Source organism: Actinoplanes derwentensis, from assembly GCF_900104725.1.
Lineage (GTDB): Bacteria > Actinomycetota > Actinomycetes > Mycobacteriales > Micromonosporaceae > Actinoplanes > Actinoplanes derwentensis.
The window spans coordinates 3,066,113-3,084,953 of sequence record NZ_LT629758.1 but is presented as its reverse complement, the minus strand read 5'-3'; the positions used below and the strand labels follow the sequence as shown (position 1 = coordinate 3,084,953).

Below are 18,841 nucleotides of genomic sequence, written 5' to 3'. Positions count from 1 at the left end.
GGCCGTCACCGTCGACACCGCGTGCTCGTCGTCGCTGGTAGCCCTGCACCTGGCCGCACAGGCCCTGCGGTCCGGCGAATGCACGATGGCCCTGGTCGGCGGCGTCACCGTGATGGCCACCCCGACCGCCTTCCTCGACTTCAGCCAGCAGCGCGGCCTCGCCGCCGACGGCCGGTGCAAGTCGTTCGCCGCCGACGCCGACGGCACCGCGTGGGGCGAGGGCGCCGGCGTGTTCCTGATCGAGCGCCTCTCCGCGGCCCGGGCCGCAGGACGAGACATTCTTGCTGTGGTACGTGGGACAGCGGTCAACCAGGACGGCGCCTCCAACGGGCTCACGGCTCCGAACGGTCCCGCCCAGCAGCGGGTCATCCGCTCCGCCCTGGCCGGAGCGGGTCTGGCCCCGGCCGACATCGACGTGGTCGAAGCACACGGCACCGGCACCACGCTCGGCGATCCGATCGAAGCCGAGGCGTTGCTGGCCACGTACGGCCGCGATCGTGATCGGCCTTTGAAGTTGGGCTCGATCAAGTCGAACATCGGCCACACCCAGGCCGCCGCGGGAGCCGCCGGCATCATCAAGATGGTCCTGGCCCTGAACCACCGGACCCTGCCCGCGACCCTGCACGCCGACACGCCGTCCCCGCACGTCGACTGGTCCGCGGGGAACGTCGAACTGCTCCACCGGACCCAGCCGTGGCCCGCCGGCGACCGCCCCCGTCGTGCCGGGGTGTCGTCGTTCGGTATCAGCGGCACCAACGCCCACGTCATCCTCGAGGAGGCGCCGGTGCTCGTGCCGGTGGTGCTTCCGAGGGCTCCCGTGGTGCTCCCGATCGTGCCGGTTCTTGCTTCCGGGCATACAGCGTCGGCTCTGGAGGCGCAGGAGTCGCGTCTTCCCCTCGGGATTGACCTGCTGGCGGTGGGTGCGGCGTCGGTGCGGCGTGCTGGGCTTCCGCATCGTGCGGTGGTTCTGGGTTCGGCGACGGTTCGTGGTGTGGTGTCGAGTGGGCGTCTGGGGTTTTTGTTCACGGGTCAGGGTTCGCAGCGTCCTGGTATGGGGCGTGGGCTTTACGAGGTGTTCCCGGTCTACGCCGACGTCTACGACGAAGTTGCGCTTCATCTTGATATTGATGAGTCGGCTCTTGATGAGACGGTCAATGCGCAGCCTGCGTTGTTTGCTCTGGAGGTGGCTCTGGCGGCGTTGTTGCGGTCGTGGGGTGTGGTTCCGGATGTTGTGGTGGGTCATTCGATCGGTGAGATTGCTGCTGCTCACGTCGCTGGTGTGTTGTCTCTGGAGGACGCGGCTGTTCTGGTTTCTGCTCGTGCGCGTTTGATGCAGGCGTTGCCCGCTGGTGGGGTGATGGTGGCGGTGCAGGCGTCTGAGGCTGAGGTGCGGGCGGCGTTTCCGGATGTGGATATCGCGGCGGTGAATGGTCCGCGGTCGGTGGTGGTGTCTGGTTCGGATATTCCGGATATGCCGGGTTGGAAGGCGACGCGTTTGCGGACGAGTCATGCGTTCCATTCGCGGTTGATGGATCCGATGTTGGATGAGTTCCGTGCAGTGGTGCGGGGGTTGACGTTTCATTCGCCGCGGGTGGCTGTGGTGTCAACTGTTGATCGTGTTGGTGACTGGACGGATCCGGAGTATTGGGTTCGTCAGGTGCGCGAGCCGGTGCGGTTCGCTGACGCGATCGCTGCTCTTGATGACGTGACGACGTTTGTTGAGCTGGGCCCGGACGGTGTGCTGTCGGCCTTGGTGGAGACCGCAGTTCCGGGTGACTCCGCCAGTGCCGCGGCCTTGAGCAGTGCCCACAGCACTGCGGTTCCGTTGCTGCGCCGGGATCGCGACGAGGTCACCACCGCACTGACCGCTCTGGCCACGCTGCATGTTCGCGGTGCCGAGGTTGACTGGAAGCCGCTGTTCGCTGGGGTCAAGCCCGCTGACCTGCCCACCTACGCTTTCCAACGGGAGCGTTACTGGCCCACTGTGACCGCCGGTACCGCGCCCCACGACGACGACGGCTTCTGGAGCGCAGTCGAGAACGGCGACGCGGCCACACTCGCGGACCGCCTCGGTGTGCCAGCCAACACCCTCGCCGACCTCCTCCCAGCCCTCGCCGCATGGCGCGACCGAGGCCGGGACCAATCGCTGATCGACGGCTGGCGCTACCGAATCACCTGGAAGCCCGCCAACGTCGCTGCCGCTGCCGCTGCTGCTGTCCCCGCCGCCGGCGCCGCTGCCGCCAGCGTCACCACTCCCACTGCCAACGTTCCCGTCGGCAAGGCCCTCACCGGCACCTGGATCATCGCCGACCCCGACCGCTTCGCTCTCACCGAGGTCCTGGCCGGCCTCGGTGCCGATGTCGTGAACGTCCCCGTCCACGACATCACGGCACAGACAGTCGGCCGGGAGATCGCCGGGATCCTGGCGATGCCGGTCTCCGCGACGGATGCTCTGCCCCTGGTCCAGACCGTGATTGCTCTCGGTACCCCTGCTCCTCTGTGGCTGGTGACCCGTGGAGCGATCGCCACCGGCCGCTCCGACACCGCCGACCCGGAGGCCGCCACCGTCTGGGGCCTGGGCCGGGTCCTGGCCTTGGAACACCCCGACCGCCGAGGCGGCCTGCTGGACCTCCCCACCACCGCCGTCCCCCAGCCCACAACCGCCCCCGAAGGCACCGCCACAGCCCGCCCCGGTGAGCTCGAAGCTCCCGCCGAGGGGCGGCTGGGTGAGCTTGATGGCCGCCCCGAGAGCACGTCCGATGGGCTTGGCGCTCACGCCGAGGGGCGGTCTGGCGTTCTTGACGCGCGTGCCGTGCGCGGACCTGCCGGGCTTGATGCTCGTGCTGCGGGTCGGCTTGCCGCCGTTCTCGGGGGTGAGCTGGGGGACGAGGACCAGATCGCGCTTCGGCCGGCCGGTGTTCTCGTTCGGCGGCTGGTGCACGCGCCGGCGCCGTCGCACGTGCCGGCCGGAGCCGGCGTCGCGTGGCAGCCGGCTGGCACGGTGCTCATCACCGGTGGCACCGGTGGGCTGGGTGCCGAGGTGGCCCGCTGGGCTGCCGCGCACGGTGCGCAACGGCTGGTACTGGTCTCCCGTCGCGGTGCCGGCGCGCCCGGCGTCGCCGAACTGCTCGCCGAACTGCCCACCGCCGAGGTGCATGCCTGTGACCTCGCGGACCGTTCCGAGGTCGCGGCGCTGCTCGCGGCGGTCGGGCCGGTCGACGCGGTCGTGCACGCCGCCGGGGTCAGCGAGGACATGGCTCTCGTCGACATTGACGCCGAACATCTTGACCGGGTGGTCCGTGGCAAGGTTGACGGCGCGATCCATCTTGACGAGTTGATCGGGGATGTTGACGCGTTCATCGTCTTCTCCTCGATCTCGGCTGTCTGGGGGAGTGGTCGCCAGGCGGCCTACGGGGCCGCGAACGCCGCCCTGGACGCGCTCGTCCGGCGCCGCCGCGCCGCTGGACGGCCCGGAATCTCGATCGCGTGGGGTCCGTGGGCCCGGGTGGGCATGGCCGCCGATCCGGAAGCCGCCACCGCGCTGCGCCGTCAGGGGCTCGTCGCCCTCGACCCGGCGACCGCGATCACCGCACTGGCTCTCGCCGTCGGCGCCGACAAGGGGCCGGGTGGTGGTGACGGACTGGTGACCATCGCTGACGTGCGGTGGAACGAGTTCCTGCCACTGTTCACGGCGGCCCGGCCACGGCCACTGTTGAGTGATCTGCCCGAGGCGGGAGTGGTCCCGATTCCGGCGCCCGCCGGTGGATCGGCCCTGGCCGCCCGGCTGGCGTCGCTGACTCCGGCGGACCGGCGGCGGTACGTGCTGGAACTGGTCCGTACCGAGGTCGCGGCGGTGCTGGGGCACACGTCGGCCGTGGCGGTGGCACCGGACCGGGCGTTCAAGGAGCTGGGCTTCGATTCGCTGACCGCGGTCGAGTTGCGTAACCGGATCCGGGCAGTCACGGGACTCGACATGCCCGCGACGCTGGCGTTCGATCACCCGGACGCCGAGCGGCTTTCGTCGTACGTAATCAATCTTGTCGTCAATGTTGACGCCCCGCCGACCGTGCCGGTGCCGACCGCGGTGACCAGCGACGATCCGCTCGTCATCGTCGGCATGGGACTGCGACTGCCCGGCGGCGCCGACACCCCGCAGGGACTGTGGGACCTGGTCGTGGCGGGCGGCGACGCGATCGGTGAGTTCCCGGCCGACCGGGGCTGGGACCTGGACCGGCTCTACCACCCCGACCCGGATCATCCGGGCACGTTCTACGCGCGTGAGGGCGGCTTCCTGCACGACGCCGGTGACTTCGACGCCGGACTGTTCGGGATCTCGCCGCGTGAGGCGCTAGCCATGGACCCGCAGCAGCGGCTGTTGCTGGAGACGAGCTGGGAGGCGTTCGAATCGGCCGGGGTGAACCCGCTCGGACTCCGCGGCGAGCCGGTCGGCGTGTTCGTCGGCGCGACCTACATGGGATACGGCAGCGGACCACTCGAATCCGCCGAAGGCACCGAGGGACACCTGCTGACCGGCACCGCCTCGTCGGTCATCTCGGGGCGCGTCTCCTACACGTACGGTCTCGAGGGCCCGGCCGTCACGGTTGACACAGCGTGTTCATCGTCGCTGGTCGCGCTGCACCTCGCCGGGCAGGCGCTGCGGTCGGGGGAATGCTCGATGGCGCTGGTCGGCGGCGTGACGGTGATGCCCACCGCCGACGTCTTCGTGGAGTTCTCCCGGCAGCGCGGTCTCGCCCCGGACGGCCGGTGCAAGTCGTTCAGCGACGACGCCGACGGCACGGGTTGGTCCGAGGGCGCGGGGATGCTGCTGGTGGAGCGGCTGTCGTCGGCCCGTTCCGCCGGACATCAGATCCTTGCTGTGGTACGTGGGACAGCGGTCAACCAGGACGGTGCTTCCAATGGGTTGACGGCTCCGAACGGTCCTGCCCAGCAGCGGGTGATCCGGACCGCCCTGGCGAACGCTGGTCTCACGCCCGCTGACGTGGATGTGGTCGAGGCGCATGGCACCGGTACCACGTTGGGTGATCCGATTGAGGCGCAGGCGTTGTTGGCGACGTATGGACAGGATCGTGTTGACGGTCCGTTGTGGTTGGGTTCGGTCAAGTCGAACATCGGTCATACGCAGGCTGCGGCTGGTGTTGCGGGTATCGCGAAGATGATCCTGGCGATGCGCCACTCAATCCTGCCAGCAACGTTGCATGCTGGGCAGGCGTCGTCTCATGTTGATTGGGCGGCTGGTGATGTTGAGTTGTTGACGTCGTCTCGGCCGTGGTCGGCTGGTGGTCGGCCTCGTCGTGCGGGTGTGTCGGCGTTCGGCGTGTCCGGCACCAACGCGCACGTCATTCTGGAGGAGCCGCCGGCCGTTGCGGTCGAGTCGTCTCCGGTTCTGGACCTGCCGGTGGTGCCGGTTCTGGTGTCGGGGCAGACGGCTGCGGCGTTGGAGGCGCAGGTGTCGCGTCTTCCTCGCGACATGGATCTGCTTGCGGTGGGTGCGGCGTCGGTGCGGCGTGCTGTTCTGTCGCATCGTGCGGTGGTTCTGGGTTCGGCGACGGTTCGTGGTGTGGCGTCGAGTGGGCGTCTGGGGTTTTTGTTCACGGGTCAGGGTTCGCAGCGTCCTGGTATGGGGCGTGGGCTTTACGAGGTGTTCCCGGTCTACGCCGACGTCTACGACGAAGTTGCGCTTCATCTTGATATTGATGAGTCGGCTCTTGATGAGACGGTCAATGCGCAGCCTGCGTTGTTTGCTCTGGAGGTGGCTCTGGCGGCGTTGTTGCGGTCGTGGGGTGTGGTTCCGGATGTTGTGGTGGGTCATTCGATCGGTGAGATTGCTGCTGCTCACGTCGCTGGTGTGTTGTCTCTGGAGGACGCGGCTGTTCTGGTTTCTGCTCGTGCGCGTTTGATGCAGGCGTTGCCCGCTGGTGGGGTGATGGTGGCGGTGCAGGCGTCTGAGGCTGAGGTGCGGGCGGCGTTTCCGGATGTGGATATCGCGGCGGTGAATGGTCCGCGGTCGGTGGTGGTGTCTGGTTCGGATATTCCGGATATGCCGGGTTGGAAGGCGACGCGTTTGCGGACGAGTCATGCGTTCCATTCGCGGTTGATGGATCCGATGTTGGATGAGTTCCGTGCAGTGGTGCGGGGGTTGACGTTTCATTCGCCGCGGGTGGCTGTGGTGTCAACTGTTGATCGTGTTGGTGACTGGACGGATCCGGAGTATTGGGTTCGTCAGGTGCGCGAGCCGGTGCGGTTCGCTGACGCGATCGCTGCTCTTGATGACGTGACGACGTTTGTTGAGCTGGGCCCGGACGGTGTGCTGTCGGCCTTGGTGGAGACCGCAGTTCCGGGTGACTCCGCCAGCGCCGCGGCCTTGAGCAGTGCCCACAGCACTGCGGTTCCGCTGCTGCGCCGGGATCGCGACGAGGTCACCACCGCACTGACCGCTCTGGCCACGCTGCATGTTCGCGGTGTCGAGGTCGATTGGGCGCCACTGTTCGCCGGGGTGCGGGCGGAGCCACTGCCGACGTATGCGTTCCAGCGTGAGCGCTACTGGCTATGCGCCGCAGCTGTCGCCTCCGACCCGGCCGAGGCGGGACTCTGGGACACCGTCGACCGGGGTGACCTGGGCATGTTCGCCGCGGAACTGGGTGTCGACCCCGGCTCCTCACTGGAGAGCGTCCTGCCCGCCCTCAGCTCATGGCGGGCCCGCGGCCGGGAACGGAACCGCACCGACAACTGGCGCTATCGCATCACCTGGCAGGCGGCCCCGTCACCCACGCCGATCCCGCTGACCGGCACATGGGTACTGCTCGGCACCGATTCCACCGGTTTGACCGAGACCCTGACCCACCTGGGCGCCAACATCGTGACGATGCCCGCGACCGAGCCGCTGGGCGCCGCAGCCGATCCGACCGCCGATCCGACCGTCGACCCGCTAGGCCCCATCGATGGCCCGCTCGCCGAGCTGCTAAGCCCCGTAGACGGTGCGCTCGCCGAGCCGCCGAGCGCCGTGCACACCTCAATCGCCGACCTGTTGAACGCCATCGACGGCCCGATCGCCGGAGTGCTGTGCTTCGCCGGTTCGCTGGCCGGTTCGCTCGCCGTGGTGCAGGGACTCCTCGGCACGGGCCGGACCGTGCCCCTCTGGCTGGTCACGCACGGCGCGGTGTCGGTCGGCCGGGCGGACGCTCACGTCAACCCGGCACAGGCGCAGGTCTGGGGATTCGGCCGCTCGGTGGCGTTGGAACACCCGCAGATCTGGGGTGGCCTGCTCGACCTGCCGACCGAACCGGACCGGCGTTCGGCCGCCCGGGTCGCCGCCGTCCTGGCAGGGGCTTTCCCCACCGAGGACCAGATCGCCGTCCGCGGCAGCAAGGTCTTCGTCCGTCGCCTCCTGCCCGCTCCGGCACCCCGGTCCGGTACGTGGCGCCCGCGTGGCACGGTCCTGATCGCCGGTGGCACCGGTGGCCTGGGCGCCGCAGTGGCTCGCTGGGCCGCGGAGAACGGCGCCGACCGGCTGATCCTGGTGTCCCGCCGGGGAACGGATCTGCCGGATCTACCCATCGCCGAGTCCTACGCCTGTGACCTGGGCGACCGCGCGGCCGTGCAGTCCCTGCTCGCGGCCGTCGGGCCGGTCGACGCGGTCGTGCACGCGGCCGGTGTCAGCGAGGAGGTGGACCTGGTCGATGTCGACGCCGCACATGTTGACCGGGTGGTCCGTGGCAAGGTTGACGGCGCGATCCATCTTGACGAGTTGATCGGTGATGTTGACGCGTTCATCGTGTTCTCGTCCATCTCCGGTATCTGGGGCAGCACTCGTCAGGCGGCGTACGGTGCGGCGAACGCCGCCCTGGACGCGCTGATCACTCGCCGCCGGGCCGCCGGAAAGCCCGGTACCGCGGTCGCGTGGGGTCCCTGGGCCCGGGTCGGCATGGCGGCCAACATCGAGACGGCCGGTCAGCTCCGGCGCCTCGGCATCATCCCGCTCGACCCGGACCGCGCGCTGTCTGTGCTGGCCGCGGCGGTCGGCGCCAGCGAGGAACAGGTGACCGTCGCCGACGTGCGGTGGGCCGACTTCCTGCCCCTGTTCACCGCCGGCCGGGCCCGTCCGCTGTTCGCGTCGCTGCCCGAGGCGGCGTCCACAACTGTCCCGGAACCGGACTCCGGCCTGACCGCACGGCTGGCCACGCTCACCCCGGCGGGCCGGCGGCGGCAGGTGCTGGATTTGGTTCGTACCGAAATCGCCGCAGTCCTGGGCCACCCGACCACCGCGACCGTCGCGCCGGACCGGGTCTTCAAGGACCTGGGTTTTGACTCGCTGACCGCGGTGGAACTGCGAAACCGGCTACGGGAGGCCACCGGCCTGCTGCTGCCGGCGACGCTGGCGTTCGACCACCCGACCGCGGAACGCCTGGCCACTTTCATCCTGGACTCGATCGCCGCCAGCGCCTCGACTGCAGCCGCCTCGACTGCCGACGTGTTGACTGCCAACGCCTCGGCCAGCGTCTTGACCGCTGACGCATTGACCACTGGTGCCGTCGATGCATCGGTCGCCAGAGCCGGTGGCGTGCCGGCCGCCGAGATCCGCGGGCCGGTGACCGACGATCCGATCGTCATCGTCGGCATGGGCTTGCGGCTGCCCGGCGGCGTGGAGACACCGGAGGCCTACTGGGATCTGCTGTCCACCGGCGGCGACGGAATCGGGGCCTTCCCCACCGACCGCGGCTGGGATCTGGACCGCCTGTACCACCCGGACCCGGATCACCCGGGCACCTTCTACGCCCGGGAAGCCGGATTCCTCCAGCACGCCGGCCACTTCGACGCTGGCCTGTTCGGGATCTCCCCGCGCGAGGCCACCGCGATGGACCCGCAGCAGCGGCTGCTGCTGGAGACGTCGTGGGAGGCGTTCGAACGCGGCGGCGTCAACCCGCGTGGCCTGGCCGGACGCCAGATCGGCGTGTTCGTCGGAGCGGCGTTCATGGGCTACGGAACCGGTTCCGCGGAACCCGCCGAAGGCCTGGAGGGTCACCTGCTGACCGGCACGGCGTCGTCGGTCATCTCCGGCAGGATCTCGTACACCTTCGGCCTCGAAGGCCCCGCGGTCACCGTCGACACGGCGTGCTCGTCCTCGCTGGTAGCCCTGCACCTGGCAGCACAGGCGCTGCGCTCCGGCGAATGCGAGATGGCACTGGTGGGTGGCGTGACGGTGATGCCCACACCGGACATCTTCGTCGAGTTCTCCCGCCAGCGTGGTCTGTCCGCCGACGGCCGCTGCCGCTCGTTCGGTGCGGGCGCGGACGGCACGGGTTGGTCCGAGGGCGCTGGGATGTTGCTGGTGGAGCGTTTGTCGTCGGCAAGGGCGGCAGGGCGAAAGATCCTTGCTGTGGTACGTGGTACAGCGGTCAATCAGGACGGTGCTTCCAACGGGTTGACGGCTCCGAACGGTCCTGCCCAGCAGCGGGTGATCCGGGCCGCCCTGGCGAACGCAGGTCTCACACCCGCCGACGTGGACGCGGTCGAAGCACACGGCACCGGCACCACACTGGGCGACCCGATCGAGGCCCAGGCGCTGCTCGCGACATATGGACAGGATCGTATTGACGGTCCGTTGTGGTTGGGTTCAGTCAAGTCGAACATCGGCCACACGCAGGCCGCGGCAGGTGTCGCGGGTATCGCCAAGATGATCCTGGCGATGCGCCACTCACTCCTGCCAGCAACGTTGCACGCGGAGCAGGCGTCCACACATGTTGACTGGACGGCTGGCGATGTCGAGCTGTTGACGTCCTCCCAGCTATGGTCGGCCAGTGAGCGCCCCCGTCGTGCGGGTGTGTCGGCGTTCGGCGTGTCCGGCACCAACGCGCACGTCATTCTGGAGGAGCCGCCGGCCGTTGCGGTGGAGTCGTCTCCGGTTCTGGACCTGCCGGTGGTGCCGGTTCTGGTGTCGGGGCAGACGGCGTCGGCCCTGGAGGCGCAGGAATCGCGTCTTCCCCTCGGGATTGACCTGCTGGCGGTGGGTGCGGCGTCGGTGCACCGGGCTGGGCTTCCGCATCGTGCGGTGGTCCTAGGTTCGGCGACGATCCGCGGTGTGGCGTCGACCGGTCGTCTGGGTTTCCTGTTCACCGGGCAGGGTGCGCAGCGCCGCGGGATGGGGCGTGGGCTTTACGAAGCCTTCCCGGTTTTCGCTGATGCGTATGACGAGGTCGTGCTTCATCTTGATATTGATGAGTCGGCTCTTGATGAGACGGTCAATGCTCAGCCTGCGCTGTTTGCTCTGGAGGTGGCTCTCGCGGCGTTGTTGCGGTCGTGGGGTGTGGTTCCGGATGTCGTCGTGGGTCATTCGATCGGTGAGATCGCCGCTGCTCATGTCGCGGGTGTGTTCTCCCTGGAGGACGCCGCGAGGTTGGTCACGGCCCGTGCCGGCTTGATGCAGGCGTTGCCCCCTGGCGGGATTATGGTGGCGGTTCAGGCTTCTGAGACTGAGGTTCGGGCGGTGTTCCCGGATGTGGACATCGCGGCGGTCAACGGGCCGCGTGCTGTGGTGGTGTCCGGCACTGAGGTGGATGTTGCTCCTGTCGAGAACCAGTCGTGGAAGGCGACGCGTTTGCGGACGAGTCATGCGTTCCATTCGCGGTTGATGGATCCGATGTTGGATGAGTTCCGTGCTGTTGTGTATGGGTTGACCTTCCATTCGCCGCGGGTGGCTGTGGTGTCAACTGTTGATCGTGTTGGTGACTGGACGGATCCGGAGTATTGGGTTCGTCAGGTGCGGGAGCCGGTGCGGTTCGCCGACGCGATCGCTGCCCTTGATGACGTGACGACGTTTGTGGAACTGGGCCCGGACGGTGTGCTGTCCGCACTGGTGGAGACCGCGGTTCCGGGCGGTGCCACCAGTACCACAGCCTTGAGCGGTGCCTCCGGCACCGCTGTTCCGTTGCTGCGCCGGGACCGCGACGAGGTCACCACCGCACTGACTGCCCTGGCCACGCTGCATGTTCGCGGTGCGGATGTGGACTGGACGTCGCTGTTCGCCGGGGTGCAACCCGCCGACCTGCCCACCTATGCGTTCCAGCGTGAGCGTTACTGGCTGGAGTTCCGGCCCCCGGCGGCCGACCCGGTGGAGGACGGCTTCTGGCAGCGTGTCGACAAGGGCGACCTGCCTGGCCTGGCCACCCAGCTCGGTGTTGCCGAGAACAGCCTCGCCGAAGTGCTTCCCGCCCTCACCGGCTGGCGGGCGCAGGGCCGCGAACAGTCCGCCCTGGACGCCTTGCGCTACCGCGTCACCTGGGAGCCCATCGAGGCCCCCATCACCGCATTCACCGCTACCCGGCCGCCGGTCGACGACTCCACGTTCACCGGAACCCGGCCGTTGGCCGGTTCCCCACTTGTCGGAAACCAGCCGCTAGCCGGTGGCACCCAGCTCACCGGGGCCCAGCCCCCTACCGGGAGCAGCCCGTTCACGGGAGCCCAGCCGTCTACCGGGAGCAGCCCGCTCACGGGAACCTGGCTGGTCCTCGGCGACACCCCGCTCACCGCACATCTGGAGCAACTCGGTGTAACGGTGGTCGCGGTGCCCGTAGGTTCCCGGGCCGAGCTGGCCGTCGTCCTCCGCGACAGTGCGCCCACGGGAATCCTCGCGGCCCCCGATTCACTGCCGGAAGCCCTGGCCATCGTCCAAGCTCTGACCGACGCCACAGCGTCCGTCCCGGCGACAGCCGCGGACGCGAGCGGTGCCGGGCTGAGCGGTGCCGGGCTGAGCGGTGCCGGGCTGAGCGGTGCCGGGCTGAGCGGTGCACGGCTCTGGTTGGTCACCCGGAACGCGGTCAGCGCTGGGCGAGCGGACGGACCTGTGGACGTACGGCAGGCCTTGTTCTGGGGATTCGGTCGTGCTGTTGCGCTGGAACATCCGGATTTGTGGGGTGGCCTGCTGGACCTGCCCGCGGACCTCGGCCGGCGGGGTGCCGCCCGAGTCGTGGCCGCGCTGGCCGGTGTGTTCGGGGCCGAGGACCAGATCGCCGTACGCGGCAACGGGGTCTTCGTCCGCCGGCTGCATCACGCGCCCGCCGCAGATCGAGGTCACCCGTCCGGCGCCGCCGCCGGTGCCGCGGTGTGGCAGCCGCGTGGAACCGTGCTGATCGCCGGGGGTACCGGTGGCCTGGGCGCCGCGGTGGCTCGCTGGGCCGCGGACAATGGCGCTGACCGGCTGGTTCTCGTCTCCCGTCGCGGTGCCGCGGCGCCCGGAGCCGGCGAGTTGCTGGCCGCTCTGCCCGGCGCCGAGGCGCACTCCTGCGATCTGGCCGACCGGGAAGCCGTGGCGGCGCTGCTCGCGGCGGTCGGGCCGGTCGACGCGGTCGTGCACGCGGCGGGGGTCAGTGAGGACGTGGCTCTCGTCGACATTGATGCCGAACATCTTGACCGGGTGGTCCGTGGCAAGGTTGACGGCGCGATCCATCTTGACGAGTTGATCGGCGATGTTGACGCATTCATTGTGTTCTCGTCCATCTCCGGTGTCTGGGGTAGCGCGCAGCAGGCCGCCTACGGTGCCGCCAACGCCGCCCTCGACGCGCTGATCGCCCGCCGCCGGGCCGCCGGACTGCCCGGCACCGCCGTCTCGTGGGGTCCCTGGGCTGAGGCCGGTATGGCGGCCAGTGACGAAACGGCTGCTCAGTTACGCCGTCGTGGCCTGACTCCGATGGCTCCGGCACGGGCGCTCGCCGCTCTCGGCCGGGCTGTCGGTTCCGGCGACGAAGCGGTCACGGTCGCCGACGTGCGGTGGGCCGACTTCCTGCCGCTGTTCACCGCGAGCCGGGCCCGGCCGTTCTTCGACCGGCTGCCCGAGGCCGCGGCCCTGACCGTCGCACCGGAAGCGGACTCCGGCCTGGCCGCCCGGCTGGCGTCGCTGACTCCGGCGGACCGGCGGCGGTACGTGCTGGAACTGGTCCGTACCGAGGTCGCGGCGGTGCTGGGGCACACGTCGGCCGTGGCGGTGGCACCGGACCGGGCGTTCAAGGAGCTGGGCTTCGATTCGCTGACCGCGGTCGAGCTGCGCAACCGGCTGCGATCGTCGACCGGTTTGGCACTGCCGTCGACACTGGCGTTCGACCATCCGGACGCCGAGCGGCTTTCGTCGTACGTAATCAATCTTGTCGTCAATGTTGACGCCCCGCCGACCGTGCCGGTGCCGACCGCGGTGACCAGCGACGATCCGCTCGTCATCGTCGGCATGGGACTGCGACTGCCCGGCGGTGTCCGCAGCCCGCAGGACTACTGGGACCTGGTCGCCTCCGGCCGGGACGGCATCGGGGAGTTCCCCACCGACCGGGGCTGGGACCTGGACTCCCTCTACCACCCGGACCCGGAGCACCCCGGTACCTCTTACACCCGCAACGGCGGTTTCCTGGACGGCGCCGCCGAGTTCGACGCTGGACTGTTCGGCATCTCGCCCCGCGAGGCGACCGCGATGGACCCGCAGCAGCGGCTGCTCCTGGAGACGTCGTGGGAGGCTTTCGAATCCGCGGCCGTCGATCCGCTGCGGATGCGTGGACAGCAGACCGGCGTGTTCGTCGGCGCGTCGTTCATGGGTTACGGCGGCGGGCCGGGCGAGGCGGCCGACGGACTGGAAGGCCACATGTTGACCGGTACGGCGTCGTCGGTGATGTCCGGCCGGATCTCGTACACGTTCGGTCTTGAGGGCCCGGCGGTCACGGTTGATACCGCCTGCTCGTCGTCCCTGGTGGCGCTGCATCTGGCGGCCCAGGCGCTGCGGTCCGGCGAGTGCACGATGGCGCTGGTCGGCGGCGTGACGGTGATGCCGAACGCGGACGTGTTCGTCGAGTTCTCCCGCCAGCGGGGACTATCCGCCGACGGCCGCTGCAAGTCGTTCAGCGAGAGCGCGGACGGCACGGGCTGGTCCGAGGGCGCCGGCATGCTGCTGGTGGAGCGTCTGTCGTCGGCAAGGGCGGCAGGGCGAAAGATCCTTGCTGTGGTACGTGGGACAGCGGTCAACCAGGACGGTGCTTCCAATGGGTTGACGGCTCCGAACGGTCCTGCCCAGCAGCGGGTGATCCGGGCCGCTCTGGCGAACGCTGGTCTCACGCCCGCTGACGTGGATGTGGTCGAGGCGCATGGCACCGGTACCACGTTGGGTGATCCGATTGAGGCGCAGGCGTTGTTGGCGACGTATGGACAGGATCGTGTTGACGGTCCGTTGTGGTTGGGTTCGGTCAAGTCGAACATCGGTCATACGCAGGCTGCGGCTGGTGTTGCGGGTATCGCGAAGATGATCCTGGCGATGCGCCACTCAATCCTGCCAGCAACGTTGCATGCTGGGCAGGCGTCGTCTCATGTTGATTGGGCGGCTGGTGATGTTGAGTTGTTGACGTCGTCTCGGCCGTGGTCGGCTGGTGGTCGGCCTCGTCGTGCGGGTGTGTCGGCGTTCGGTGTGTCCGGTACCAACGCCCACGTGATCCTCGAGGAGGCGCCACCGGCCCCACCGATCCGGGCGACTCCGCTGGTCGTGCCGTTGCCGCTGGTCCCGGTACCGGTCAGCGGACACACCGCAACAGCCCTGCACGCCCAGGCCGGCCGTCTGCGCCCGGGTGCCGTCGCCGACCCGCAATCCGACGCCGGTCACCTGCTTCCGGCCGATGGCATTGACTCGTACGTAGATGCCGGACGTCTGCGTCCGGTTGGCGGCGACGGCTTGCGTGTCCCGGCTGGTCTGCAGCGTCCTGGTGACGACACCGGTCGGATTGCCGGGGCCGGGAACGTTCAACCGGCTGATGACGCGTACCGGCTGCGGGCTGTCGCCGCGGCTGCCGCGCGCCGGTCGGCGCTGGCCCACCGTGCGGTTGTCCTGGCAGCCGACCCCGGTGCGGCGGCGGCAGGTCTGGACATGATCGCCGTCGGGGCCGCGCAGCAGAACGGGTCCTCGCTGCGGAATGGGACCGAGCCGCAGAACGGGCCTGTCGTGCTGAGCGGGATCGCGCGTACCGGGCGGACCGCCTTCCTGTTCACCGGCCAAGGCTCCCAACGCCCCGGGATGGGCCGTGAACTGTACGAGACGTTCCCTGTGTATGCGGATGCCTACGACGCGGCGGCCGCCCGGCTGGATATTGACGAGTCGGCTCTTGATGAGACGGTCAATGCGCAGCCTGCGTTGTTTGCTCTGGAGGTTGCTCTGGCGGCGTTGTTGCGGTCGTGGGGTGTGGTTCCGGATGTCGTCGTGGGTCATTCGATCGGTGAGATCGCTGCTGCTCATGTTGCGGGTGTGTTGTCTTTGGAGGATGCGGCGACGCTGGTCACTGCTCGTGCCGGGTTGATGCAGGCGTTGCCGGGCGGTGGGGTGATGGTGGCGGTTCAGGCTTCTGAGGTTGAGGTTCGGGCGGTGTTGCCGGATGTGGATGTCGCGGCGGTGAATGGGCCGTTGTCGGTGGTGGTGTCCGGTGTCGAGTCGGATGTGGTGCTGGTTGAGTCGCGGGGGTGGCGGACGCGCCGGTTGCGGACGAGTCATGCTTTCCATTCACGTCTGATGGATCCGATGTTGGATGAGTTCCGTGCGGTGGTTCGGGGGCTGACGTTCCGTCAGCCGCGGGTGGCCGTGGTGTCCACGGTTGAGATCGGCGGTGATTGGACGGATCCGGAATACTGGGTTCGGCAAGTACGCGAGCCGGTGCGATTCGCCGACGCGATCGCCGCACTGACGGACGTGACCGCCACCGTCGAGATCGGCCCGGACGCGGTGCTCACCGCCCTCGCCGAGGACGCGGTGCCGATGATGCGGCGTGATCGTGACGAGTTGACGACTGCGTTGACTGCACTGGCAGGCCTGTATGTACGCGGCGTCAATGTTGACTGGACAGCACTGCATCCCGGCGTAACCCCGGCGGACCTGCCGACCTACGCCTTCCAGCACCAGAGGTTCTGGATCACCCCCACTCGCGGTGCCGGTGACCTGGGCGCCGCCGGACTGGCCGACGCCGGGCACCCGCTGCTCGGCGCGTTGGTGCCGCTGGTCGACGGCGGGGGAGTGCTGCTCACGGGCCGCCTGTCGGTGCGCACCCATCCGTGGCTCGGCGACCATGTGGTCAACGGCGCCGCGTTGCTGCCCGGCACGGCACTGCTCGAACTGGCGGTGCAGGCCGCCCATCACACCGGCTGCGACACGGTCGAGGAGCTGACACTGCACGAACCGCTGGTGGTTCCGGACCGCGGATCGGCGCAGGTGCAGGTCCAGGTCGGCGACGCCGACGAACAGGGCCGCCGCGAGGTACGAATCCACTCCCGCCAGAACGACGACTGGCGCCACCACGCCTCCGGCACGGTCATGAGCGCCATCGCCTCCGGCCCGGTAGTGAGCGCGGGTATCGGCGGCGTGGTCGTGGGCGCTGGCGATGGCGGCGCGGCCGACGAGGATGCCGTCAGGGACACCGGCACGAAGGGCGCGTCGTCTACCGGGGCTTGGCCGCCGGTCGAGGCGATCGCTGTGCCGCTCGACGACTGCTACGGAAACCTGCGCGACGTGGGTCTCGACTACGGACCCGCGTTCCAGGCACTACGGGCGGTCTGGCGGTCCGGTGACGATCTTTACGCCGAGGTCGCCCTCGATGACGAGCAGCAGCGCACGGCATCACGTTTCGGAGCCCACCCGGCCCTGATCGACGCGGCCTTGCACGCCCTGAGCCTGCCAGTTGACGGTGCGCGCAATGTTGACGGGGATCGTGGTGGAAACGGTGGCGGTGTGACGGCGAGGTTGCCGTTCAGTTGGTCCGGCGTCACCGTGCACGCCACCGGCGCCGATCGGCTGCGGGTACGCCTTCACCTCACGGGGGACTCGGTGCGACTGGAGGCCCACACCGTTAGCGGGGAGGCGGCGCTCACCGCGGAGTCGCTGGTGCTGCGGCCGGTTCCCAGCAGCCGGCCCGGAGTGAACGACCTCTTCACCGTGAAGTGGACGCCAGCGCCCGCCCCGGTCGTCACCAGATCCGGTGCCACGTCCGGCATCGCCTCGGGCGTCGCGGCCGGCAGTTGGTCGGTGCTCGGCGACCCTCTGCCTGACCTGCCGGGCATTCCCGCCAGCGATGCCTTCGACACCCCGGTCGTCGTAGTGCTCGCCGGTGGGACGGCCGATGTCGGTGCCGAGGTGCGCCGGATCCTGGCGGTGGTGCAGCGGGCGCTGGTCTCCGGCTCATCGTTGCTCGTGTTGACTCGGGGCGCGGTGATGGCCGGCACCGAGCCGGTGGACCTTGCCGGAGCGGCCGTCTGGGGGCTGCTGCGTTCGGTTCAGCAGGAGAACCCGGACCGGTTCGTGCTCGCTGACCTCGACGACGACCCCGCCTCGTGGCGACGCCTGACAGCCGCGGCGGTGACCGGCGAGCCACAATCGGCGATTCGCCGGGGCACACTGCTCGTACCACGCCTGGCCCGGACCACCGCGAATGCCGGAAGCCGGTCCGAGAGCAGCACCGGTGGGGCGTTCGGTGGCGGGACCGTGCTGGTCACCGGTGGTTCGGGGGCGCTCGCCGGTCAGGTCGCCCGGCATCTCGCCGCCGAACACGGCGTCGGCCACCTTCTGCTCGTCAGCCGTTCCGGTGGTGGGCAGGATCTCGCCGCGGAACTGCGTGCGGCCGGCACCCGGGTCACGTTCGCCGCGGCCGACGTCACCGACCGGACGGCCCTCGCCGCGGTACTCGCCGATCTCCCCGCGGAGCACCCGCTGACCGCGGTGGTGCACACCGCTGGAGTGCTGGCCGACGGCATCGCCGAGACGATGACCCCGGAACAGCTCGACCGGGTGCTGCGGCCCAAGGTGGACGGCGCCTGGAACCTGCACGAACTCACCCGCGACCGGGACCTGTCGGCATTCGTGCTGTTCTCGTCGGCGTCGGCGCTGTTCGGCACGCCGGGGCAGGCCAACTACGCGGCGGCGAACGCCTACCTCGACGCCCTAGCCCGGCACCGCCGCGGACTCGGTCTTCCCGCGCACGCCCTGGCCTGGGGTCCGTGGGCGGAGAACGGCATGGCCGGTGAACTGTCCGAGGCCGACCTGCAGCGGATGGCCCGGGCCGGGGTGCTGCCGTTCGGCGCCGAGGCGGGGCTGGCGGCCTTCGACGCGGCACTGTCCGTACCGGAGCCGGAAATCGTCCCGATCCGCCTGGACCTGGCCGCCCTCCGGGCCTCCGGCGAGGTCCCGCCCCTTCTAGGCGGCCTGGTGAACCCGCATCGCGACTCGGGGAACCCGCATCGCGGCCCGGGGAATCCGCACAGCGGCCCGGTGCGACAGCGGACCGCCGCAACAGTGGCCGAGGCGGATTCGCTGGTTCGGCGGCTGGCCGCGACGGCACCGGCGGACCGGCCGGGTCTGCTGCTGGATCTGGTGTACAGCCAGGTCGCGGCGGTGCTCGGCCACACCGCTGCGGAGGCGATCGAACCCACCCGGGGCTTCCTGGACCTGGGTTTCGACTCGCTGACCGCTGTCGAACTGCGTAACGGCCTCACCGCCGCCACGGGGCTGCGACTGCCGGCGACGCTGGTCTTCGATTATCCGGCCCCGGCCGACCTGGCGGCACACCTGCACGAGCGGCTGACCCCGGCACTAGCGGGGGATAAGACGGAGACGACGTCCGAACCGGGACCGGCGCTGGCCGAACTGGACCGCTTCGAGGCGGCGTTGAGCGCCGACGGCCTCGACCCGGAGGTCCGCGACCAGATCGCCGTGCGGTTGCGGCAGCTGCTGGCCGGCTGGCAGCCCGCCACCGGCACGGTCGCCGAACAGCTCGACGAGGCGAGCGACGACGAGATGTTCGCCTTCATCGACAACGAGCTGGGACTGTGA

Annotated in this window: 1 protein-coding gene (only partly in view); it reads left to right on the top strand. The window is 69.5% G+C overall.

Annotated features, from left to right (window positions below; translation table 11 throughout):
* Positions 1 to 18,841 carry the end of a type I polyketide synthase gene (locus BLU81_RS50620; RefSeq protein WP_231954492.1) on the top strand. It extends 23,234 nt beyond the left edge of the window, so only the last 18,841 of its 42,075 coding nucleotides appear in the window; its start codon lies off the left edge, out of view; the stop codon is at positions 18,839 to 18,841.